Raw genomic sequence first — 19,233 nt, forward strand, 5'->3', positions numbered from 1 at the left:
GGNGNGTATCGGGTGAACCCGGGTTGAACCCTCTGTCCACAGCGTGGGCCACGGATTGAAGAACGGACCCGGACACCCTCACCCCGTCCCTCTCCCGAGGGGAGAGGGGAAATCGGGAAGAAGGGACTCCACCGTGCGCAGGGCCGCGTCCAGGCTCGTCAGCCCCTCTCGGCGCACCGTATCCACCGCCTCCCGGGCCCAGGCCACCACCTCGCGCCGGTCCTCCTCGGGCATGCCATGGAACCTCGCGGCCCCCGAGCGGAGATCCTCCGCCACATGCGCCGCCACGCCCAGGCTCCGCCCCACCTCCACGGCCCGCACGGCCCGCGCCGTGCCCTCCCACAGCACCCGCAGGTAGAGCGCCCACTGTTGTCCGGCGATGCCCTCGGCCACCTGCTTGAAGCGCGAGGCCGTCCACGTCCCCGTGCGCACCTCGAGCACCTGCAGGCCCGCCGCCGTCACCATGTCCTCCGCGGCCTCGGCCAGCACGGGGGCGGGGAGCTCCGCCCGGGCCAGCGTGGCGAAGCACAGCGACTGCAGGGCGAACTGCACCCCGGGCCCCACCCGCGACGGCTCCTCCAGGTACGAGCACTCGCCATCCGCCAGGTCATCCGCGAGGTTCGCCGCGCACGAGCAGAAGAAGAGCCCCGCCGCGCGCCGCAGCAACACCTCGCGTCCGAGCCCCACCTCGGCTCCCGCCGCGTACAGCAGCGCCAGGGGCCCGGGCCGGCCCGCCTCCATCGCCGCCAGCACCTGACGCTCGGCCTCTTCCGGGAGCCCGTGCCGTCGCAGCGCGCGCAGGGCCTCCTGGAAGACGGCGCCCGCACTCATCTCAATTCCCGCGGCAGCAGGATGCGCAGCTGCGCTCCACCGGTGGGCCGGTTGTGCCGCTCCAACGTGCCGCCACTGGCGCGGATGAGACACTCGGAGGTGTACAGGCCCAGCCCCGTGCCATTCGGCTTGGTGGTGGACAGCCCCTCGATGGGGGCCTTCAGCTTCTCCGTGGGGAAGCCCGGCCCGTCATCGGCGATGAGCAGCTCCAGCCGCCCGCTGTACGGCTCGGGGCGCGCGAGGATGTCCACCTTCGCGGCGCCCCGCTGGCCATTGCCCTCGCACGCGTTGAGCACCAGGTTCTCCACCACCCGCCGCAGCGTGGTGGTGCCCCCGCGCAGCAGGGCGTGCGTGGCCTGCTCCTCCACCTTCACCTGGATGTCCACGTCCGGGAAGCGCCAGCCCAGGCTCGTGCGCACCGACTCCAGCACCGGCACCAGGTGCACGTTCTCCGGCTCCTGGCTCACCGAGCGCCGCCCCTTCTGGCGGATTTCGATGACCATCTCCCGGATGCGCGCCAGCCCCTCGTTGACCTCGCGCACCAGCTCCTCGAACTCGGCGCGGGGCAGGGTGTTGCGCTGCACCCCCATGACCGAGAGCATGTCCGCCGCGGCGCTCACGCTCATCAACGTGTTGTTGATGTCGTGGTTGTACCCGAGAATCTGCACCAGGGCCTGGGACAGCCGGCCCACGTCGCGCTCCTGTTGATCCAACATCTGGGCCTGCACGGCGGCGCGCAGTTGCTCGGCCTCGGCGCGGGCGAGGTCGTGCCGCAGGGCGAAGCTGCCCGTGTACAGCTCGAGGAGGACGGCCAGCGGCCCCATGACGGCGAAGAGGGCCACGTGCTCCTGGCTCCGGGACAACAGCGCCGCCAGCCCGAGTGCCACCGCCGAGCCCAGCGCGAGGAAGGGCTGCGAGGGCGCCACGCGGTGGAGGCGGCCGTGGTAGCCGGTGGTGAAGAGCAGCACGGCGCCGAACAACATGGCTCCCGGCATCTTCGCCAGGGCCATCAGCGCGGCCAGATAGAATTGCAGGGCGGCCGTGCCCACCACCAGGTACAGCCAGCCCCACCACTCCAGGCGCTGGCGGCCCCGGTGCAGCAGCGCGAAGACGATGCCCAGCCCCAGCATGGGGACGAGGCACGCCAACGCCTTGTGGAAGGGGAGATCGAAGAAGCCCTTGGCCCCGGGCGCGTACACCGCCAGCGCCAGTACCGCCGGGATGACGAGGGCGGAGCTCAGCCACGCCTGCAGCGACGATGCGGCCAGCACCTCCTGGGGATCCTGCGAGCGCACCCAGCGCTTGAAGGAGTCGTGGACGAGCCGGCGCCAGCGGGGCAATGGGTTCATAAGGTCGCGGTCAGGTAGAAGCCCGCCGCTTTGTTGATGGCGTTGGCTTCCCGTCCCACCTGTTCCACGCGGCGCTTGAGCTCATTGAAGATGTCCGGGTTGCCCCGGTGCACCACCTTCACTTCCACCGTGCCGCCCGCCAGCACCTGGTGGATGGCCTCGAGGATGGGCATCACCTCGGGGCTGATCTCCAACGCGCCGTCGGGACCTTCCACTGCGCCGAGCTCCTGGATGCGCATCAAGTACTCGCTGAGCGAGGAAGCCACGTTCAAACCCACCACTCGGGGCCCACGGATGTCGTTGTAGCTCATTGCTGCATTGCCTCCGCCAGCTCAAGGAGCCGGACTGTTGTCTGTTTGATTCGGGGGATCGTCGGGGGGGCGTGTCATGGGCGCGGGTGGCTCGGGCCGGGCGTGGAGAGCAGGGCCTCCAGCTCGCTGCGGCCGAAGGGCTTGGGCTGGAACCACTGGAGGCCGGGCTGCTCGATGAAGTCGGGAGGGCAGTGCGTGCCGGAGATGAGGACACGGCGCGCCTGGGGCACATGGGCCTCGGCCCAGCGCAGGAAGCCGGTGCCCGTCTCGCCCGCGTCCAGGTGCTGGGCGGCGAGGATGAGGTCCACGGCCTGCTCCGTCTCGAGCGCGGCGCGGGCCAGGGCGGCGGAGGTGGGCCGGAGCACCTCGTGGCCGAGCATCCGCAGGGTGCGCTCCAACCCCCGGGACACCCGGGCATCACTGTCCAGGACCAGGACCTTCATGGGGTGGCCTCCCGAGGGGAGGAAGGGGCGTGGAACCAGTCACTGGGAGGCGCGAGGTAGAGGCCGCCGCCCACGGCCCGGGCGTAGCGCAGCATGGCGTCCGGCGTCTGGCCGCCCACGCCGAGCAGTGCGTCCAGCGAGCGCTGGTAGTACTCCGGGTCCGCCGAGGCGGAGACGAAGGCCAGGCCCTCCTCGCCACTCTGGCGGAAGGGGAAGCCGCGGCGGATGAGGAGCTGGTTCTCCCCGGCGCCGGAGGCCCGTACGCGGTGGATGTGGGCCTCGGGGGGCGCGTCCGGGACGAGCTCTCCGTCGCGGGTGCGGCCCACCACGAACTCCTGGGCCTGGGGCTTGAGGCGGCCGAAGCGCTCCAGGTTCTGCTGGAAGCGCAGGTAGAGCAGCCAGGAAGCACCCGCCAGGTGTCCCGAGGGCACGAGGGCGGCGCGCCGCACCTGCTCGCGGGTGGGGCGCAACAGGCCGTCGCGGAAACCGAAGGCGTCCCGGCCCTCGCCGATGCGGCCGCCGAGCACCTCCTCTTCCAGGTACAGCACCGCCTGGGTGAGGGCGAGCACGCGGCGCAGGGACCACAGCAGCAGCTCGCGGCCGTTGGCGCTCACCTGGACGAGCACGTGGGACTGGGTGGAGGGAAAGCGCGCGGTGGGACCCTCGCGGGGTAGCAACGCGGGGGAGATGGGAGCCTCGGGGAGCAGCGTGGGCTGCAGTCCGAGCACCGTGTTCAGTCCCCTGGCGGCGCTCAGCTCGCCGTAGAGGGCGGAGATCGTCTCCCGCAGCTGTGGGACCGCCGCGTTACGGCTGAGCCGGAGAACGACGACAGCACTGAACGCTCCAGGCGAATGAAAGAGCCCTTCCTGTGGCCGCATCGCTGTAACCCCCCCAACCCTCGCGCCGATGTTCCGGCACGCCGGGTCGCGTGTGGACCAGGAGAACCCATGGGGTCGCGTGATGTCAAAGGGGGGGTGGAAGGAATGTCATATCCGCGTCGTCTCATTCCTCCCACAAGAGTGACAAATGCAATTCGAGTGACTCGAAGGGCTCGGCGCGAACCCGGACCTGGCCGGAGTGGGGCGTCATGGGGAGGTAGTGGTTTTCCTCTAGCCGGAACACCTCCAGCGTGCGGGCATTCGGGTCCACCAGCCACACATGCCGCACGCCCTCGCGTGCGTACACCGGCAACTTCGCTTTGCGGTCCAAATTTCGTGTGGAGGGGGAGAGCACCTCGCACACCCAGTCGGGAGCGAGCGTGGCGGCCGCCGTGCGAGGAGTTCGAGGCATCCGCTCACGCCGCCAGCCAGCGATGTCTGGGACCAGCACGTCCTCGCCCAGGTGCAGCTCGGGTTCGATCAACAGGTGCCAGCCTCCAGGCCCGCCTTGTCCCCTGCCAAAGGGGCCGCGCAGCTCGCCAAAGAGCTCCCCGGCCGCGTACGCGTGCGGAAGGGCGGGGCGGGGGCTGGCATACAACACCCCGTCGATCAGCTCTCCGACGACGTGCTCCGGGAGCGCCTCCAGGTCCGCGTAGTTCGCCTTGCGCTGTCGGCTGCCGCCCATGGCAGGAGCATGGGCAGCCGGACGCACCTCTTCAAGAGGAGTCCAGGGGGAACTGCTCGATTCACGGTCCATGCGCTCACTCTATACCTGACTTCATACGTAGGGTAGCCCCTCCCTTCCAGAAAAGTCAGCCTCGTCTGCAGGGCCGGGCGTCCACCCCTCGTCCGCCCCGCCGAGGGGCAACCGTGCGGACGTGCCCGTGTGCCGTGCCTGGAAGCACCGTCCATCTTCCGACCGGAGGAGGCGCGTCCATGGCGAATCCCAGGCAGGTGAGCGAGCACGAGGCGCAAGGCGAGGTGGAGCGGGTCCTCCACGAGATGCGGCGGACGCTGCGGGTGACGGGGCTGGACGTGACGGTGCGCACGTGGGCGGGCTTCGAGCGCTTCCTGGTGGCGATGTGGGAGGCGATGGGGCCGAACACGGAGACGCGGGCCTTCGAGTCGGCGGCGGACGAGGTGAGGGCGCAGGCGGTGGAGGCCGCCGAGAGCCTGGGCCGGCTGGGCGCGTGGGAGGCGGCGGTGCTGGGGGAGAGCCAGCGCTACCACGTGCGAGGGACGCTGGAGCTGTACCACTACCTCGACCCGAAGATGCTGGTGTTCACCTCGGCGGTGAAGCTGGCCTTGCAGGACGAGCGCGTGGGAGTGCTGCAGCCGTTGGGGAGCGCCGAGCGGGTGGAGCGGGGGGCTCCGGGGCGGATGATGGCGATGGAGGAGGTGGAGGAGCGGCCGGGTGACGCGAGGCTGCGCGGACTCTTCGAGGACATCGCGGAGACGGTGGGGCCGCCGGCGTTGCCGGGAGAGTTCCGGGGGCTGGCGTTGTGGCCGGGGTACCTGGAAGCCGCGTGGGAGCGGCTGAAGCCGCGGATGAGGACGGAGGAGTGGGCGCGCGCCTGTGACGCGTTGCTGGAGACGTCGAGGCGGCTGGCGAGGCGGCTGCCGTACGAGGTGGCGCTGTCGAAGGAGCGGCTGGAGGTGCTGCGCGAGGACGCGGAGCTCATCCAGCGGGTGACGGTGCGGAGCGAGTGGCGGCTGCCGGTGCTGGTGCTCGGGATGGCGACGCTGGTGGACGACGTGAGGGACCTCGAGCGGCGGTTGCCCTTCCCGGCGGAGGCGCGCCTGGTGCCGGACTTCGTGGTGGGGGAGGAGCTGCGATGAACTGGCGCGACTACCAGGCGAGACAGCGGGTGGTGGAGCTGGGCCAGCGCTTCGTCAGCTACGTGGACGAGGGGCGGGGCGAGCCGCTGGTGCTGCTGCATGGGATTCCCACGTGGGGCTTCCTGTGGAGCGGGCTGTTGCCAGCGCTGTCCCTGACGCACCGGGTGCTGATTCCGGACCTGCTGGGGTACGGGTTCTCGGACCGGCGCGAGGGCTTCGATCGCTCCATCGCGCGGCAGGCCGAGGCGCTGGATGCGTGGATGGACCGGCTGGACGTGCGGGACGCGGCGGTGGTGGGGCACGACATCGGCGGAGGCATCGCGCAGCACCTGGCCATCCGCTTCCCGCGGCGGGTGGCCCGGCTGTGTTTGATGAACAGCGTCTGTTTCGACGCGTGGCCCGTCGAGCTGATGGTGCAACTGGGGCACCCGGGAGTGGTGCGGCGGTTCTCGTCGCGGGGGCTGCAGCGGATGTTGAAGCTGGCGCTCAAGGGGAAGGGCTTCGCGACGGCCCCGCCGGACGGAGTGGTGGACGGGTTGCTGGCGCCGTATGCGACGGAGGTGGGAAAGGCGTCCCTGGTGCGCGACGCGGTGTCGCTGAACACGAACCAGACACAGGAGCTGGTGCCGAGGCTGCCGCACATGGCGGTTCCCACACGGGTGCTCTGGGGCGCGGACGACACCCTCCTGCCGGTGAAGTGGGGCGAGCGGCTGGCGTGGGAGATTCCGGGCGCGAAGCTCGTGCGGGTGGAGCACGCGAGGCATTTCCTCATGTGGGACCAACCGCACGCGGTGATGACGGCGCTCTATGAATTCCTCGGAGTGGAGGAGCGGCCCCAGATGGAGGGCCGGGAGTCGCGGGACGCGGAGCTGCCCTCGCTTCGGGGCCCGTTGAGCTGAGAAAACCCGGGCGCGCCCATTTGTTCGCTCCCAGGTGGCGGGCCGTGAGCCTCCGGCTCACTCGTCCCCGTCAGAGCTCTCCGGCTCCGGGCCCTCCGAGGGCTCCGAGTCGCCGAGCGGCATCTGGAGTGCCCGCGCCTTCTTCGCGCGCTTGCGGCTGAGCTCGACGCCCACGGCCTCGAGTCCCAGCCAGTTGGCCACGGCGAGCACGGAGCCATGGCCGCAGAAGGGGTCCACGATGGTGCGCGTGGGCGTGTTCTCCAACACGTACCGGCAGGCGACGAGGCACGCTTGCACGCCCATGCCCCGGGTCCAGGTGACCTCGCCCGCCTGGGGGAGCACATCGGCGGTGGACTTCGAGAGAGCCGCGCGGAGTCCTCGCGAGAAGCACAGCATGTGCGAGTACGCCGGCCGCCCGAAGGTGATGCTGCCGGGCGGAGTGCGGCAGACCACCTTGTGCCAGAGCAGCGAGTGCCCCAGCTGCTCGGCGGCCTTCTGCACGAGGTATCCCTTGTCGACCCAGGTCCCGTCCTTCTTGATGTCGGTCTGGTAGAAGATGGTGACGCCGTCGTCGGGGCAGCGCGAGAGCACGAGCGACGCGGTACGGACGAACCACTCCTTCCACTGCGCGAGCGACAGGGAAGGGAACTCGGACACGTCGGGCATCGAGGTGATGAGCGAGCACCCGGCGAGCACACCCTGTGCCTCCAGCCACGCCAGGGCATCCGCGCAGTGGACCGTCCTCTTTCCCTGTGAAGGTGCCTGCTCCACGTGATGGCTCCCGGAGCTCAGCGGCGCTTGACGTTGAAGGGGCCGAAGCCCTGGTCGGCGGGCATGACCTCGACGACGTTGATGTTCACGTGCGCGGGGCGGGTGACGGCCCAGAGCATGATGTCCGCGATGTCGCCCGGGCTGAGGGCCTCCATGCCCTCGTAGACCTTGCTGGCGCGCTGGGCATCGCCCTTGAAGCGCACGAGCGAGAAGTCGGTCTCCACCATGCCAGGCTGGATGTCGGTGACGCGCACGCGGGTGCCCACGAGGTCGGCCTTCAGGTTCTCGGAGAACTGGTGCACGAAGGCCTTGGTGGCGCCGTAGACGTTGCCACCGGGGTACGGGTAGGTGGCGGCCACCGAGCCGAGGTTCACCACGTGTCCGCGGTTGCGCTTCACCATGCCTGGCAGCAGGGCGCGCGTCACGTAGACGAGCCCCTTGCAGTTGGTGTCGATCATCGTCTCCCAGTCATCGAGCGATGCCTGGTGGGCGGGCTCGAGGCCGAGGCCGAGGCCGGCGTTGTTGACGAGGACATCCACGTCGGCGAACCCGGCGGGCAGCGAGGAGAGCGAGGCCTCGACATCCTGGCGCGAGCGCACGTCCAGGACGAGGGGGTGGGCGGGGTTGGGGAGCTTCGCCGCGAGGGCCTCGAGCCGGTCACCGCGGCGGCCGGCGAGCACGAGCCGTGCGCCCGCTCGAGAGAGCGCGAGTGCACAGGCCTCGCCGATTCCCGCGCTGGCGCCGGTGACGAGGGCCGTCCATCCTTGAAGGGTTTGCATGGGACGCGGATTCTAATGAGGCGCCGGAGGAGTGCACGCTCCCCGTTCCATCATGTTTCATGATGGAGGGCAGCTCGTCCGCTACGGCTTGCTCAGTTCCTCGAGGAGGAGCTTGATGGCTCCGCTGGCACGGCGAGCAAGCTGGTCCGGATCTACTCCCGCCCCACCCATGAAGCGTGCGTACTTCTTTGCCCCCGCGGAATCGATGTCTTCGAATTCCCGCTTCAGGGTGACCAGGGCCGCCTGGAAGAGGGGATCGTTGAAGACGACACTCGCGCGGATGTCGGGAGCCAACGTGGCTTGTCCTCCCGGCCAGGACTCCACGAGCCAGACGATGTCGTAGGCGTCCTTGTTCTTGTTGCGCCGCTGCAGCGCATCGGCCTTCGCGGCAAGATAGGCAGCAGGTCCGGCCACATTCAGCGGCTGGTGTGTCTTCCCTCCTCCTCCCGGCAGGAGGACCTCGACGGCCACTTCTCGGAAGTCCTTGTCGACCAGTCCTCCGGTCGCGAGGACCATCGCCGACAGTCTTCCACCCACGAACCCGCCGGGACGATACAGCTGCCCCGGCTCGCGTCCCGGAGCTGGCGGACAGAAGAACTCGACGGTCAGCGGCAGGGCGACGCCTCCTTGCCAGCGCCAGCTCGCCCCGTTCAACATCTTGAAGTTCGCCTCTTTGAGGCACTTCTCCAGGCGCTCGTAGTTGCCGACTTCGCCCTCGACGAGGGCCACGCGCAGGCAGAGGTCGAGGTCCTGGGTGCCGATATGCGGCTCGAGGCCCGGCTCGGGCTTGGGGACGAGCAGGGAGGGTGCGAGCCCTCCCACGATGACGACATGTGCTCCCGCGAAGCTGAACGCGCGTACGACGCGTGCGGCCTCTCCCAGCAGCTGCGAACGGACCGCCGGGTCGTATTCACCGGAATGACCTCCTTCAATAGCCAAGCACCACCTCACGGAATTGCCGGGCGATGTCGTCACCGCGGCGTTCGGAGCGCGCGTCCAGGTAGATGCGGATCGCAGGCGCCAGTTGGATGCCGTTCTTCGTTTCCGTACGCCAGCAGCCGACCTTGCCGGTGTCATGCAGCAAGGCGAGGTTCGCGCCCCGATCGGTGATTTCCGCTCCGAGCTCCTTGGCGGCTTGTTCCAGGCGGATCTCCGGGGAGATGCGGACGAGGGAAATCGGAACGTTGGTCGGGCCCACTCCGTACAGGCTCGTCGCGGCGGCTCCCGTGAGGGCGTGCGGGATTCCCACCTGTGTGAGCTTCGTGCTCATCCGCGACCAGAGCTCCTCGGGGCGGCGTGCGTAGAGGGCTACATCGAGCGAGGGTTCCCAGCGGGTGGCACTGGGTTGTTGCTCGAGCCAGTCGAGGAGTTCTGTCCGCTCTCTCACCACACGCCGCTTGGCGGGCCCCTTGCCGAAGGCGCGCACCAATCCCAACTGCTCGAGCTGCTCGAGTATCTTGTGCGCCTGTCCCAGGGAGACGGAGGACAGGTGCGCGAGTTGGGAGACGGAGATGGGCTCCTGCTGTTCCAGCAGCACCTGGAGGGCCCTGATGCCATGGACACCCACCCCACCCTTCTCGCGCTTCTTGACGGGAGGCGGTGGAGGTTCGTCCAAGTGGACGAGCACTCCTGTTGCCACCAGATGGCAATGTCCCCTGGAGTCCAGGTAGCTGGCATTCCGTTCGGCGAGCCACTGCCGGACGGTCTGACTGAGGAACGGGCTCGCGATGACCGGGATGTCGTGGGGTTCCTCCTCCTCTTCCCGGTGGCTCACGACGCGCAGGATCGAGTCGATGTGCTCCACGGGGAGTGACGCCGGAACGTCCACGACGCGAAGGCGGACGATGCGGTTACCCAGCTTCAACAGCGCCTTGTCGGAGCTCCGTACGTGAAGCCATGGCTGGGGCTGTATCCAGCGGGCAATCCGGGTGGGAAGGTGGAACTCAACGGTCATTTTCACTCATGAGTCTCCTTCAAGAAGGAATGAAGATCAAACCCAGGTGAAGAACCCTATCCATGGAATTGGGAGATCCATATGGGTGGAGATCTTATAATTTCAATGGCTTGGAAGATCTATTTTCATCAGGGCTCGTTCTTCATTTCGTGAGGAAGATGCTTCTCCAGTGAAAATGAGCTTCCTTTCTTGGGAGATGGGGGGCGGGCGGCCGGAAGAGCGCTCGTCATCCTCCTCCGCGTTGGTTGCGCTCGCGTTCGGCTGGCCTCTGGCTGGTGGGGCGGAGTTCCCTGTGAGCGTGAGTTGGATCTGTTCGTCATGGAGGAGAACGTCACCGGCGGGCTCGCGGACCTGGCGGCCATGGTGGATCTGCCCACGACGCTCGACGTCTACGAGATGAGCCTGCGCGACACCTACGCGTCTCGAGGCCTGGAAATACATCGGGGCGCGGCCCTGGAAGGCGCCGCGCCCCGCGAAACCACTCCGTCAGCGGACTACTTCGCGATCAGCAGCAGCAGGCCGCGGCCGCACACGCCGTAGCTGTAGCCCTCGCCACCGATGAGCGCCTCGGAGCCGGGGCTGTTCACCTGGTTGGCGCCCTCGGCCCACGGGCAGGTGTCCATCACCCGGTACCACTGCTTGCCATTGCCCGGCCACGGCAGCGAGAAGTTCACCGCCCCGCTCCAGCCGTTGTAGGCCACGTAGATGGCGCTCGCGGAGTCACCGAGCTCGGTGCCGTCGATGCGCCAGGCCAGCGAGTGGTTGTTGCCGTTGCCCATGTACGCGGTGTCCGCCACGGCGCCGCTCGGCTGGAACCAGCGCATCTGCTCCATCACGTTGCTGTTGTTGTCCACGCTGCTGTAGAAGTTGGCCGGACGCAGCGCCGGGTGCGCCTTGCGGAAGGCGATCAGCCGCTGGGCGAACGTCTTGAAGTTCGCCTGGTCCGTGCTCAGCGAGTAGTTGAGCCAGTTGGCGCTCGAGTCCAGGTTGTACACGTTGTTGTTGCAGTACTGCGTGCGCAGGAACTCGTCGCCGCCGTTGAACATGGGCGTGCCGGCGCTCAGCATCAGGAAGGCGAAGCCGTTGCGCGCCGCCTTGCGCTGATCCGCGGCCACTCCACCCTGATCCCAGCTGTGGTTGTTGTCCTCGCCACCGTCGGACGGGCCGTAGGGCCACGGCTGGCTGTTGTTCTTGCTGTTGCAGGCATACAGGTCCTTCAACGTCATGCCGTCGTGGGCGACCATGAAGTTGATGGAGTTGTACGGCTTGCGGCCGTCATCCTGGTACAGGTTCGAGGAGCCCGCGAAGCGCGTGGCCAGGTCTCCCGGCGTCACCGTCTCCAGGCCCATCTGGTTCTGGTCCTTGCGCAGGGTGTCGCGGTAGATGCCGTTCCACTCGGACCAGCCGCTGGGGAAGTTGCCCACCTGGTAGCTGTTGCCACCAATGGCCCACGGCTCGGCGATGAGGTCCGCGCCCGTGCCACCCGTGCCCGCTCGCGGCGCCAGGTCCCGCCAGATGCGGTTGAGCGCCGTGCCGCTGTTCGTCTTGTCGAAGTTGAAGCACCCGTGCTGGCACGTGTTGCCCAGCACCGACGCCAGGTCGAAGCGGAACCCGTCCACGCCCAGCTCGTCCTTCCAGTACTTGAGCGAGTGGACGATGAGATCCTGCGCCACCGGGTTGAAGGTGTTGAAGTTGCCGCCCACGCCCGTGTTGTCCCAGCTGTTCTGATAGTCGCTGGTGAGGCTGTAGTACGTGGGGTTGTCCAGGCCACGGAAGGTGAAGACGTTGTACGTCGTCTTGTCCGTGGAGCTCCACGCGCCGCCCTCGCCGGTGTGGTTGTAGACCACGTCGATGAAGACCTTGATGCCCTGATCGTGGAAGGCCTTCACCATGGCCTTGAACTCACGCGTGGGTCCGCCCGCGGACTTGTCGCAGGCGTAGCGGCGGTCCGGCGCGAAGTAGTTGAGGGTCATGTACCCCCAGTAGTTGTCGCCCGCGGTGCTGGCGGTGACGTCGTTGGCGTCGTTGTCCGTCTCCTGCACCGGGAGGAACTCGACGGCGGTGACGCCGAGCGCCGCCAGCGACGCGGCCTTCTGCGCCGCGCCCGCGTACGTGCCCTTGCACGAGGTGATGCTCGAGTCGCCCTGGGTGAGGCCGCGCACGTGCACCTCGTAGATGACGTCATCCTTCAGGGCGCGCGTGGGCTTGGTGCCGTAGCTGGTGGTGTCCGGCGCCAGGACGACTCCCTTGGACGCCGCGGCGCCGCTGTCCTTGAGCCGGTGCGTGGCGCCCGTGGCGTAGACGGTGCCATCGGTGTTGTTGGGGTTGATGGGGTCGTGGCTGATCTCCAGCGCGTACGGGTCCATCAGCAGCTTGTTGGGGTTGAAGCGGTTGCCCTGCGCGTCCACGTCGGAGACGAAGCCCAGGCTGGAGCCCTTGGTCCAGCCGCTGTTGTACGTCCAGTTGGGGCCCCAGGCGCGGTAGCCGTAGTACACCGGGCCAGTGACGCCGTAGGTGTTCTTCAGCGTGGCGACGGAGACCGTGGTGGACCACACGTTGCTCGTGTTCTTCGTCAGCACGTACTTCGCGACTTCCTGGGCGCCCTTGGGCGTCTTGTAGATGTAGACCTCGATGCGGGTGGCGCGCGAGGAGTAGACGCGGAAGGTGATGTTGCTCTTCGTCGCGTCGTACTGGGCGCCGAGCGTCCAGGAGATGGCCTCCTGCCGCGTGTCACCCACCGCCTCCGAGGTGCCGTCGACGGAGAGGACGTCGGTCTCCGTGGCCGGGCCGCAGGACAGCAGGTGAGTGGTGGCGAGGCCCGCGGTGAGCAGGGCCGCCCGCCAGGGACGGAATTTTCCGAGGACAGATTTCATGGAGTGACTCCCAGCGCGGCGATGGGGGGAATGCCGAGGAGGCGGGCCCGCGCCTACCCGTCTGTCCTACCTTCCAGCACCTTCTACTCCTGGGAGTCAATCCGGGGTGTTCGCGACTCACCTCCGCTCCCGCGTGTCCGTCCGCTAGGAGGCACGCTCCAGTTGGCGCATGAATCCGCCCTGGGCGTGTCACCACCGCATGTCATTCCAATCCCCGGTGTGCCTACCGCACCATGTCGCACGGTGTCATGAGACGTGGGACGCAGCGCTTTTCCGTCCCCGGGGAGACAGGCTACAGTCGTGTCGGAGAGTTGGCGTAGCATCCGCGCCCTTTCGCTGTCCTTCACCGCGGGCCCCCCACCGCGGATACCCCCCTTTGAACGGAGAGCCTTCCATGCCCACTGTTGCTTCCAGCGATCAGACGTCCATCCACTACCGCGTCGTCGGAGACGGCCCGCGCAACGTGCTGCTCGTCCACGGATGGATGATGTCGGGTGCGGTGTTCAACGAGCTCGTGGATCTGATGGACACCACGGGGCTGCGGCTGGTGATTCCGGACCTGAGGGGCTCGGGTGACTCCGGGGCGCCCGCGGGCGGGTACACGCTCGAGCAGCACGCGCGCGACGTGCTGGCCGTGGCGGACCACGCGGGACTCGAGCGCTTCACGGTGGTGGGCCACAGCATGGGCGGCCAGCTGGCCCAGTGGGTGGCGGCGCAGGAGCCCGCGCGCGTGGAGGGCGTGGTGCTGCTCAACACGGTGCCCGCCTCGGGCATGCAGCTGCCGCCGGACGCCGCCGGGCTGTTCCGCACCTCGGCCAATGACCGGGAGAAGCAGAAGACCATCCTCGGCCTGGCGTGCAAGCAGCTGTCGCCGGCGGCGCTGGAGCGGCTGCTGGATGTCGCGGGCGGGGTGGCCAGGGGCTCCATCGAGGGCAGCTTCGATGCGTGGACGGGCGGTGGCTTCGAGGCGAAGCTGGCCTCCATCACCGCGCCCACGTTGGTGCTGGCCACGGATGATCCGTTCCTGCCGCCGGCCTTCCTGCGCCAGGCGGTGGTGGGCCCCATCAAGAACGCGCGCCTGGTGTACCTGCCCGGGCCGGGGCACTACCCGCAGGTGGAGCGGCCCGCCGAGACGACCGCACTGCTCACGTCCTTCCTCACCGGCCTGCGTGCATAGGAGGCTCTTCCCATGGCCTGGAAGATGACCTTCGACTACGACGAGGTGCACGACGTCGTGACGGCGACGTTCCAGGACTGCATCCTCAACAACTCGTTGGACGTGGCGCGCTGGCGCACCGAGGTGGAGGGCCACCTGTCGAAGTACCCGTCGAAGGTGGACCTGCTCATCAACCTGGATGGGCTGGTGGTGAAGTACACGGCGGGCCGCGTCTTCGGGCGCGAGCGCTCCGAGGTGCTCTCCCGCTACACGCTGCGCTCCTTCCGCTTCGGCGGCGACGAGATGACGAAGATGTTCGTCAGCACCAGCGGTGTCATCAACGGCGCGGCGGTGAACGTCTACCGCTCGCGCGACGAGGCCCTGCGGGCGCTGTTGGCGGACCGGGCCTCGGGTGGGTCCGCCCCGGTGTCCGGCAAGAAGGCGATTTGAGTCTGCCGCCGGTGCGTCACACCCCGGCGAACCACTCGTAGCCGCGATCCTCCCAGTACCCGCCCGTGGGCTCTGGGAGGAAGTTCACCGCGGTGAGGTACTTCACCATCTTGTAGCCGAGCTTCACCCCCGAATAGAGGCGCAGCGGTGCGCCGTGCTCGGGAGGCAGCGGCGCGCCATTCATCCCGTAGGCGAGGATCGTCTGGGGGTGGAAGGCGCTCGGCCCATCCCAGGAGGAGTAGTAGCCCGCGTCGAAGGAGCGGAACTCCACGAAGCGGGCCCGAGGATCCGCGCCCACGAGCTTCGCCAGCTCACTCACCCGCACGCCGTGCCACGAGGCCACCGCGCTCCAGCCCTCCACGCAGTGGTGGCGGATGCGGTAGTCCGTGCGCGGCATCAGCCGCAGGTCGTCCAGCGAGAGCACGCCCGGCCGCGCCACCAGCCCGCCCACCTGGAGCGCCCAGCCGGCCGGCGCCAGCGGCACCCGGTCCGAGATGAAGTACTGCGGGAAGGCGCCAGGCCGGGTGAGGGCCTCCGCGGGCTCCTCGGGTGCGAGCCGCTCCGGGTCGAAGAGCGCCGACTGGAAGCGTTGGTTGAAGCGCTCCATGGCCCCGAGGAAGCCCTGGCGGGGCCGGCTGCTGTCGCACGCGCCCAGGGCCACCGCCGCCGTGCCGAGCAGCCACGTGCGCCGGGTGAGGAGCCGTCCGCCGCGGGGGTCACTCATGGCGCCGGCCTCCCGTCACCATCTCGCCCAGCGTGCGCGGGTGGAGCGCCACCATCACCACGTGCCCCACGGTGAAGAGCGCCAGCAGCGCGAGCACCCCGAGGTGCACCAGCCGCGCCGGGTCATAGCCGCCGAAGAGGGCGGTGAGTGCGCGCAACTGCACGGGCTTGTAGAGGACGAGCCCGGAGAGCACCTCGACGAGGGCCAGCACCAGCACGCCCGTGTACGCGAAGCGCTGCAGGCCGTTGTAGGGCTCCTGCCGTGGGGGCTCCTTGCGCAGCCGGAGGTAGTACGCGGCCGTGTGCAGCGCATCGCGCGCGTCGCGGCGGGGGAGGAAGAGGCGCCGCCGCCACTCGCCGCTGCCCACCAGCCAGGCGACGTAGCAGAGGCCATTGAGAACGAAGAACCAGCCGAAGGCGAAGTGCCAGTGCCGCGCGCCCGCGAGCCACTCGCCGAGCCGGGTCCACCCGGGAGGCGGTGTTCCCTGGAAGGGGTACACGCCGTAGGGCGCGCCCTGGGGACCCATCATGGGGTAGGCGGCGAGAATCTGTAGACCGCTCATGGCCAGGATGGCGAGCAGCGGCACGTTGACCCAATGCGCGAGGCGGACGGGCCCGGGCTGCGGACGTGGGGCATGCGGCATGGTGCGTTTCCCCCGGAGAGTGGCGGGCCCGAGAAACCCGCCGCGCCCGGAAGCGGAGCACGCGCGCCACCGTTGCGCAGGAGCCCTCCGGGGCAGGCGCATGGTTCCGGACGCCAGGGGGCGTGGCTTCGTCTCGCAACCGACAACGCGCGCGACCCTACTTGAGGCGGCGGGAATGAAACAAGTGACCGCCAAAATAGGATATGGGGTTGACTTGACGTCGCTGGTAGATAGGGTTGCTGCCACCATGCCAGGTCATGTGCCTCCCGAGGTCCGCAAACGATTGGCCGAACCCCTTCGGAACACCCTCCGCACCGTGAGGCAGTTGGTGGAGCTCTCCCAGGCGGACATGGCCCAGCGCATCGGCATGCCCGAGCACGCCTACGGCCGTTTCGAGCGCGAGAGCTCGAGCATCGTGCCGAGCGCCTCGACGCTGCGGCGCATGTACCGGGTGCTGGAGAGCTCGGTGGATGAGCTGCTCGGCCCCGAGTGTGGGGAGGAGCGGCAACCGGTGGCGAAGCCGTCCTCCGGTGGGAGCCGTTCCCGGCAGCCCGCGTCCCGGCGTTCGCGCTCCCACTCGCGCACGGGGCGGGCCCGGCGTCTGGCGCTCCGGGTGGACGTGGAGTGAGAGGGGCCTCATGAGCCAGCAGCTCCCGGCACGGCGTTTCCTCTACTGTCTCCTCCAGGGAGCAGCCTTCTCTCCATCGCTCGCCCAGGAGCGCACGGGGCTGTTGCTGGTGGACGCGAACGAGCCCGGCGAGGTGGCTCCCTCGGGACGCTACGCGGGGAAGGCCCTGCCGTACGGGAGCGCCATGCTGGTGCTGCTCGACGAGGACCTGGAGCCGGGCGCCTCCGCCCTGGAGCCCCTGCGCGCGTTGAAGGCCCGGCTGCCGGAGCTGCGGAGCCTGGGGGCCTCGGAGGTCTCGCTCTACCTGGTCGTCGCCTACGAGCGGCGGTGCGACTTCGTGCTCGCCCCCGAGGAGCTGGCGGAGCTCGCCGTGCTCGGACTGCCGCTGGCGGTCTCCTGCCACCCCGCGGCGACTTGAGGCCGGCACCACGACGGTGGTGTCCCGGGCTCATGTACAACACGGACGTCACGTCGAGGTGTCAGCGGGCGCGCGTGGGATGGCTCCGGCGAGACGTGGCCGGGACGTCCTCCCCCGTCACCGCCCGGGCAAGCCGCTCCGCGTCCGCGGTGGTGATGCCGAGCGAGGCGAAGACGCCGCTGACGAAGAGGCTGGCCACGCCCTGGGCCAGGGCTCGTCCACGCAGTTGCTGCACCAGCGGATGGGAGCCGGGAATGGCCGCGCCCGAGCGCACCAGGGCGGCCAGCTCCGGCCAGAACGTCTCCAGGGAGCCCTTGAGGGCCTCGGGGGCATCGACGTCATGCTCCGTCGACGTGTAGTCGGTGTACGCGGGGTCCGTCGCGATGCGGTAGAGGGCCGGGTTCTCCGCCGCCCAGCGGATGTAGGCCACGCCCGAGAGCCGGAACGCCTCCAGCGGGTCGGTGCTCCCCCGTGCCGCCGCGACGAGCGCCTCGCTCATCTGCCGGTTGCCCTCCTCGGCGAGCGCGCGCAACAGGGCCTGGCGGTCCGCGAAGTGCTTGTAGGGAGCGGCGGAGGACACGCCGACGCGGCGGCCCACCTCGGCCACGGTGAGCGCGTCCACGCCTTCCTCTCGGATGAGCTCGATGCTCGCCTCCAGCAGGGCGCGCTTGAGGTCCCCATGGTGGTAGGGGCGCGTGGGCGTCTTTCGGGTCATACGGTCACCGGATTGGACTGGAAACGAAGTCCGTTGCAAAGTAAGTAAGACTCACTTACTTTCTGTCCAGTCGCGGGTCCACCTTTTCGAGGAGCAGCCGATGGGCAGCCAGAACGCCGTGAGTCCCCTGTTGCGGTCCCTGTCCCGGCCCCACGGCTTCGAGCCGCTGCGGGTCGAGGGCCGGCTTCCGGAGTCGCTCCGGGGCACGCTCTTCCGGGCCGGGCCGGGCCTCTTCGAGCGCTTCGGCGCGAGCCTCTCGCACGCGTTCGAGGCGGATGGAGCGGTCACCGCGGTGCGCTTCGATGGCCGTGGCGCGCAGGGGGCGTGCCGCATCGTCGAGAGCGCCGGCTATCGCGCGGAGGAGGCGGCGGGGCGGTTCCTCTTCAACTCGGCGGCCTCGTGGCTGGATCGCATGCGCGCCGCGCGCAGCGGCACGGCGAAGACGACGGGGAACACCTCGACCTTCGTGTGGCAGGACCGGCTCTTCGCGCTGATGGAGGGCGGACTGTTGCAGGAGATGAACCCGGACACGCTGGACACGCTCGAGGCCACGAACCTGGGCGTGGTGACGGGAGCCTTCTCCGCGCACCCGCACCGGGTGGCCTCGCTGCGGACGACCTTCAACTTCGGCGTGCGCTACGGCCCGAAGATGCTCATCGACCTCTACGCGCTGCCGGATGAGGGAACTCCCTCGAAGCTCGGCACGGTGGAGGCGCCCTGGCAGGGCATGGTGCACGACTTCATGGCGACCGACCGTCACCTCATCCTCTTCCTGGGGCCGGTGAAGCTCAACCTCCTGCGCGCGATGCTGGGCCTCGCGGACTTCACGAAGCTCTTCCAGTGGAAGCCCGAGCTCGGAGCACGGCTCATCGTCGTCCCGCTGAACGACCTCCAGGCGCCACGGACCTTCGAGCTCGATGCCTTCTGGACCTGGCATTTCGCGAATGCCTTCGAGGACGAGGGCGGTCCGTGCGTCGACCTGTGCCGCTACCCGGAGTTCACGCTCGATGACATCGGCGAGCTGGAGGACAAGGGGCCGCCTCCGCTGCTGACGCGCCTGCACCTGGACCTGAAGACGGGGAAGGCGCGTGAGACGAAGCTCTTCGACGTCCCCTGCGAGTTCCCGCAGCTGCACCCGCGGGTGCACGGGGGGCGTTATGGCACCCTGTTCGCGCAGACCGAGCGCCGGAGCGGGGGCCAGAAGTACCCGGGGATCACGCGCATCGCGCTCGACGGCGGGAAGGGCGCGGAGTGGGCCGTGCCGGACGGACATGTGCCGAGCGAGCCCGTGCTCGTGCCGCGCGGCGAGGCGGAGGATGATGTCTTCGTGCTCGATCTCGTCTACGACACGAAGAGCGACCACTCCTACGTCGCCGTCCTGGACGGACAGCACCTGGAGGACGGTCCGGTGGCGACCGTGCACTTCGACCACCCCATCCCTGTCACGTTCCACGGTGGCTTCGCCGCCGCGAGCTGAGAATGCTTTGGATGCAAACAAAGCATCGAGTCCTGCTCGTTCTCGTTATTCATGAATAACTGGTAGAGCACAGAAACCTGCCCTGCAGGTCGGCT

The 19,233-nt window shown here is 68.9% G+C and carries 22 protein-coding genes; 8 read left to right on the top strand and 14 right to left on the bottom strand.

Annotated features, from left to right (window positions below; genetic code table 11):
- Nucleotides 1–78 precede the first annotated feature (78 nt).
- The 6 genes from Q664_RS19750 to Q664_RS19775 all read right to left on the bottom strand — a co-directional run bounded on the left by Q664_RS19750 (nucleotide 79) and on the right by Q664_RS19775 (nucleotide 4,497).
- Nucleotides 79–831 (bottom strand): hypothetical protein, encoded by a 753-nt coding sequence (locus tag Q664_RS19750; RefSeq protein ID WP_043397718.1) that lies wholly within the window; start codon nucleotides 829–831, stop codon nucleotides 79–81.
- Nucleotides 828–2,180 (bottom strand): sensor histidine kinase, encoded by a 1,353-nt coding sequence (locus tag Q664_RS19755; protein ID WP_043397721.1) that lies wholly within the window; start codon nucleotides 2,178–2,180, stop codon nucleotides 828–830. The genes Q664_RS19750 and Q664_RS19755 overlap by 4 nt, the downstream gene beginning before the upstream one ends.
- Nucleotides 2,177–2,491, bottom strand: coding sequence for a hypothetical protein (locus Q664_RS19760; RefSeq protein ID WP_052518397.1), 315 nt, complete (start codon nucleotides 2,489–2,491; stop codon nucleotides 2,177–2,179). Before Q664_RS19760 ends, Q664_RS19755 begins: the two co-directional genes overlap by 4 nt.
- Before the next feature lie 74 nt (nucleotides 2,492–2,565).
- Nucleotides 2,566–2,934, bottom strand: a complete 369-nt coding sequence (locus tag Q664_RS19765) for a response regulator (protein ID WP_043397723.1) — start codon at nucleotides 2,932–2,934, stop codon at nucleotides 2,566–2,568.
- A complete protein-coding gene (locus Q664_RS19770; RefSeq protein WP_043397724.1) occupies nucleotides 2,931–3,812 on the bottom strand; it encodes a Dyp-type peroxidase in 882 nt (293 codons plus the stop codon). Before Q664_RS19770 ends, Q664_RS19765 begins: the two co-directional genes overlap by 4 nt.
- A 124-nt stretch (nucleotides 3,813–3,936) precedes the next feature.
- Entirely contained in the window at nucleotides 3,937–4,497 is a 561-nt protein-coding gene (locus Q664_RS19775; protein WP_084610140.1) for a Uma2 family endonuclease, read from the bottom strand.
- Between the two features lie 251 nt (nucleotides 4,498–4,748).
- Here Q664_RS19775 and Q664_RS19780 point away from each other — a divergent pair, with 251 nt between their 5' ends.
- Both Q664_RS19780 and Q664_RS19785 read left to right on the top strand, forming a co-directional pair.
- Complete coding sequence (locus tag Q664_RS19780) at nucleotides 4,749–5,651, top strand: halocarboxylic acid dehydrogenase DehI family protein (RefSeq protein ID WP_043397730.1); 903 nt, start codon at nucleotides 4,749–4,751, stop codon at nucleotides 5,649–5,651.
- On the top strand, nucleotides 5,648–6,550 hold the full coding sequence (locus tag Q664_RS19785) for an alpha/beta fold hydrolase (protein ID WP_052518398.1): 903 nt from the start codon (nucleotides 5,648–5,650) through the stop codon (nucleotides 6,548–6,550). The genes Q664_RS19780 and Q664_RS19785 overlap by 4 nt, the downstream gene beginning before the upstream one ends.
- Before the next feature lie 57 nt (nucleotides 6,551–6,607).
- Here Q664_RS19785 and Q664_RS19790 read toward each other — a convergent pair whose 3' ends face one another.
- The 4 genes from Q664_RS19790 to Q664_RS19805 form a co-directional block, all read right to left on the bottom strand.
- Nucleotides 6,608–7,321: a TRM11 family methyltransferase gene (locus tag Q664_RS19790; RefSeq protein ID WP_043397733.1), complete on the bottom strand. Its 714-nt coding sequence runs from the start codon at nucleotides 7,319–7,321 to the stop codon at nucleotides 6,608–6,610.
- Between the two features lie 17 nt (nucleotides 7,322–7,338).
- Nucleotides 7,339–8,100: an SDR family oxidoreductase gene (locus Q664_RS19795; RefSeq protein WP_043397735.1), complete on the bottom strand. Its 762-nt coding sequence runs from the start codon at nucleotides 8,098–8,100 to the stop codon at nucleotides 7,339–7,341.
- Nucleotides 8,101–8,181: 81 nt separating this feature from the next.
- Nucleotides 8,182–9,039 carry a nucleotidyl transferase AbiEii/AbiGii toxin family protein gene (locus tag Q664_RS19800; RefSeq protein ID WP_152622213.1) on the bottom strand — a complete coding sequence of 286 codons (858 nt, stop codon included), beginning with the start codon at nucleotides 9,037–9,039 and terminating at the stop codon, nucleotides 8,182–8,184.
- Nucleotides 9,029–10,054, bottom strand: coding sequence for a helix-turn-helix domain-containing protein (locus Q664_RS19805; RefSeq protein WP_043397742.1), 1,026 nt, complete (start codon nucleotides 10,052–10,054; stop codon nucleotides 9,029–9,031). The genes Q664_RS19800 and Q664_RS19805 overlap by 11 nt, the downstream gene beginning before the upstream one ends.
- Nucleotides 10,055–10,357: 303 nt before the next feature.
- Here Q664_RS19805 and Q664_RS19810 point away from each other — a divergent pair, with 303 nt between their 5' ends.
- Nucleotides 10,358–10,594 (top strand): hypothetical protein, encoded by a 237-nt coding sequence (locus Q664_RS19810; protein WP_043397745.1) that lies wholly within the window; start codon nucleotides 10,358–10,360, stop codon nucleotides 10,592–10,594.
- Here Q664_RS19810 and Q664_RS19815 read toward each other — a convergent pair.
- The gene (locus Q664_RS19815) at nucleotides 10,549–12,927 is read right to left on the bottom strand and encodes an isoamylase (protein WP_043397747.1); all 2,379 of its coding nucleotides are present in this window, start codon (nucleotides 12,925–12,927) and stop codon (nucleotides 10,549–10,551) included. The genes Q664_RS19810 and Q664_RS19815 overlap by 46 nt on opposite strands.
- A gap of 394 nt (nucleotides 12,928–13,321) precedes the next feature.
- Here Q664_RS19815 and Q664_RS19820 point away from each other — a divergent pair, with 394 nt between their 5' ends.
- Nucleotides 13,322–14,104: an alpha/beta fold hydrolase gene (locus Q664_RS19820; RefSeq protein ID WP_043397750.1), complete on the top strand. Its 783-nt coding sequence runs from the start codon at nucleotides 13,322–13,324 to the stop codon at nucleotides 14,102–14,104.
- A gap of 12 nt (nucleotides 14,105–14,116) precedes the next feature.
- Entirely contained in the window at nucleotides 14,117–14,533 is a 417-nt protein-coding gene (locus Q664_RS19825; protein WP_043397753.1) for a hypothetical protein, read from the top strand.
- A gap of 16 nt (nucleotides 14,534–14,549) precedes the next feature.
- Here the strand turns inward: Q664_RS19825 and Q664_RS19830 are convergent, their stop codons facing one another.
- Nucleotides 14,550–15,257, bottom strand: coding sequence for a molybdopterin-dependent oxidoreductase (locus Q664_RS19830; RefSeq protein WP_043397755.1), 708 nt, complete (start codon nucleotides 15,255–15,257; stop codon nucleotides 14,550–14,552).
- Nucleotides 15,250–15,900, bottom strand: a complete 651-nt coding sequence (locus Q664_RS19835; RefSeq protein WP_043397757.1) for a cytochrome b/b6 domain-containing protein — start codon at nucleotides 15,898–15,900, stop codon at nucleotides 15,250–15,252. The genes Q664_RS19830 and Q664_RS19835 overlap by 8 nt, the downstream gene beginning before the upstream one ends.
- 283 nt (nucleotides 15,901–16,183) lie before the next feature.
- On the opposite strand from Q664_RS19835, the gene Q664_RS59190 reads away from it, so the two are divergent.
- Both Q664_RS59190 and Q664_RS19845 read left to right on the top strand, forming a co-directional pair.
- Nucleotides 16,184–16,528, top strand: a complete 345-nt coding sequence (locus Q664_RS59190; protein WP_052518400.1) for a helix-turn-helix transcriptional regulator — start codon at nucleotides 16,184–16,186, stop codon at nucleotides 16,526–16,528.
- A gap of 10 nt (nucleotides 16,529–16,538) precedes the next feature.
- Nucleotides 16,539–16,946: a hypothetical protein gene (locus Q664_RS19845; RefSeq protein ID WP_043397760.1), complete on the top strand. Its 408-nt coding sequence runs from the start codon at nucleotides 16,539–16,541 to the stop codon at nucleotides 16,944–16,946.
- Between the two features lie 61 nt (nucleotides 16,947–17,007).
- On the opposite strand, the gene Q664_RS19850 is transcribed toward Q664_RS19845, so the two are convergent.
- Complete coding sequence (locus tag Q664_RS19850; protein WP_043397763.1) at nucleotides 17,008–17,661, bottom strand: TetR/AcrR family transcriptional regulator; 654 nt, start codon at nucleotides 17,659–17,661, stop codon at nucleotides 17,008–17,010.
- Nucleotides 17,662–17,761: 100 nt separating this feature from the next.
- Between Q664_RS19850 and Q664_RS19855 the strand changes: the two genes are divergently transcribed.
- The gene (locus Q664_RS19855; protein WP_043397766.1) at nucleotides 17,762–19,138 is read left to right on the top strand and encodes a carotenoid oxygenase family protein; all 1,377 of its coding nucleotides are present in this window, start codon (nucleotides 17,762–17,764) and stop codon (nucleotides 19,136–19,138) included.
- Nucleotides 19,139–19,233 lie beyond the last annotated feature (95 nt).

Origin of the sequence: Archangium violaceum Cb vi76 (assembly GCF_000733295.1) — a bacterium.
Taxonomy (GTDB): domain Bacteria; phylum Myxococcota; class Myxococcia; order Myxococcales; family Myxococcaceae; genus Archangium; species Archangium violaceum.

Coding starts and splice junctions, on each gene's coding strand:
- Q664_RS19750 (WP_043397718.1), bottom strand. CDS start 831: ATGAGTGCGGGCGCCGTCTTCCAGGAGGCCCTGCGCGCGCTGCGACGG.
- Q664_RS19755 (WP_043397721.1), bottom strand. CDS start 2,180: ATGAACCCATTGCCCCGCTGGCGCCGGCTCGTCCACGACTCCTTCAAG.
- Q664_RS19760 (WP_052518397.1), bottom strand. CDS start 2,491: ATGAGCTACAACGACATCCGTGGGCCCCGAGTGGTGGGTTTGAACGTG.
- Q664_RS19765 (WP_043397723.1), bottom strand. CDS start 2,934: ATGAAGGTCCTGGTCCTGGACAGTGATGCCCGGGTGTCCCGGGGGTTG.
- Q664_RS19770 (WP_043397724.1), bottom strand. CDS start 3,812: ATGCGGCCACAGGAAGGGCTCTTTCATTCGCCTGGAGCGTTCAGTGCT.
- Q664_RS19775 (WP_084610140.1), bottom strand. CDS start 4,497: ATGGGCGGCAGCCGACAGCGCAAGGCGAACTACGCGGACCTGGAGGCG.
- Q664_RS19780 (WP_043397730.1), top strand. CDS start 4,749: ATGGCGAATCCCAGGCAGGTGAGCGAGCACGAGGCGCAAGGCGAGGTG.
- Q664_RS19785 (WP_052518398.1), top strand. CDS start 5,648: ATGAACTGGCGCGACTACCAGGCGAGACAGCGGGTGGTGGAGCTGGGC.
- Q664_RS19795 (WP_043397735.1), bottom strand. CDS start 8,100: ATGCAAACCCTTCAAGGATGGACGGCCCTCGTCACCGGCGCCAGCGCG.
- Q664_RS19805 (WP_043397742.1), bottom strand. CDS start 10,054: ATGACCGTTGAGTTCCACCTTCCCACCCGGATTGCCCGCTGGATACAG.
- Q664_RS19815 (WP_043397747.1), bottom strand. CDS start 12,927: ATGAAATCTGTCCTCGGAAAATTCCGTCCCTGGCGGGCGGCCCTGCTC.
- Q664_RS19820 (WP_043397750.1), top strand. CDS start 13,322: ATGCCCACTGTTGCTTCCAGCGATCAGACGTCCATCCACTACCGCGTC.
- Q664_RS19825 (WP_043397753.1), top strand. CDS start 14,117: ATGGCCTGGAAGATGACCTTCGACTACGACGAGGTGCACGACGTCGTG.
- Q664_RS19830 (WP_043397755.1), bottom strand. CDS start 15,257: ATGAGTGACCCCCGCGGCGGACGGCTCCTCACCCGGCGCACGTGGCTG.
- Q664_RS19835 (WP_043397757.1), bottom strand. CDS start 15,900: ATGCCGCATGCCCCACGTCCGCAGCCCGGGCCCGTCCGCCTCGCGCAT.
- Q664_RS19845 (WP_043397760.1), top strand. CDS start 16,539: ATGAGCCAGCAGCTCCCGGCACGGCGTTTCCTCTACTGTCTCCTCCAG.
- Q664_RS19850 (WP_043397763.1), bottom strand. CDS start 17,661: ATGACCCGAAAGACGCCCACGCGCCCCTACCACCATGGGGACCTCAAG.
- Q664_RS19855 (WP_043397766.1), top strand. CDS start 17,762: ATGGGCAGCCAGAACGCCGTGAGTCCCCTGTTGCGGTCCCTGTCCCGG.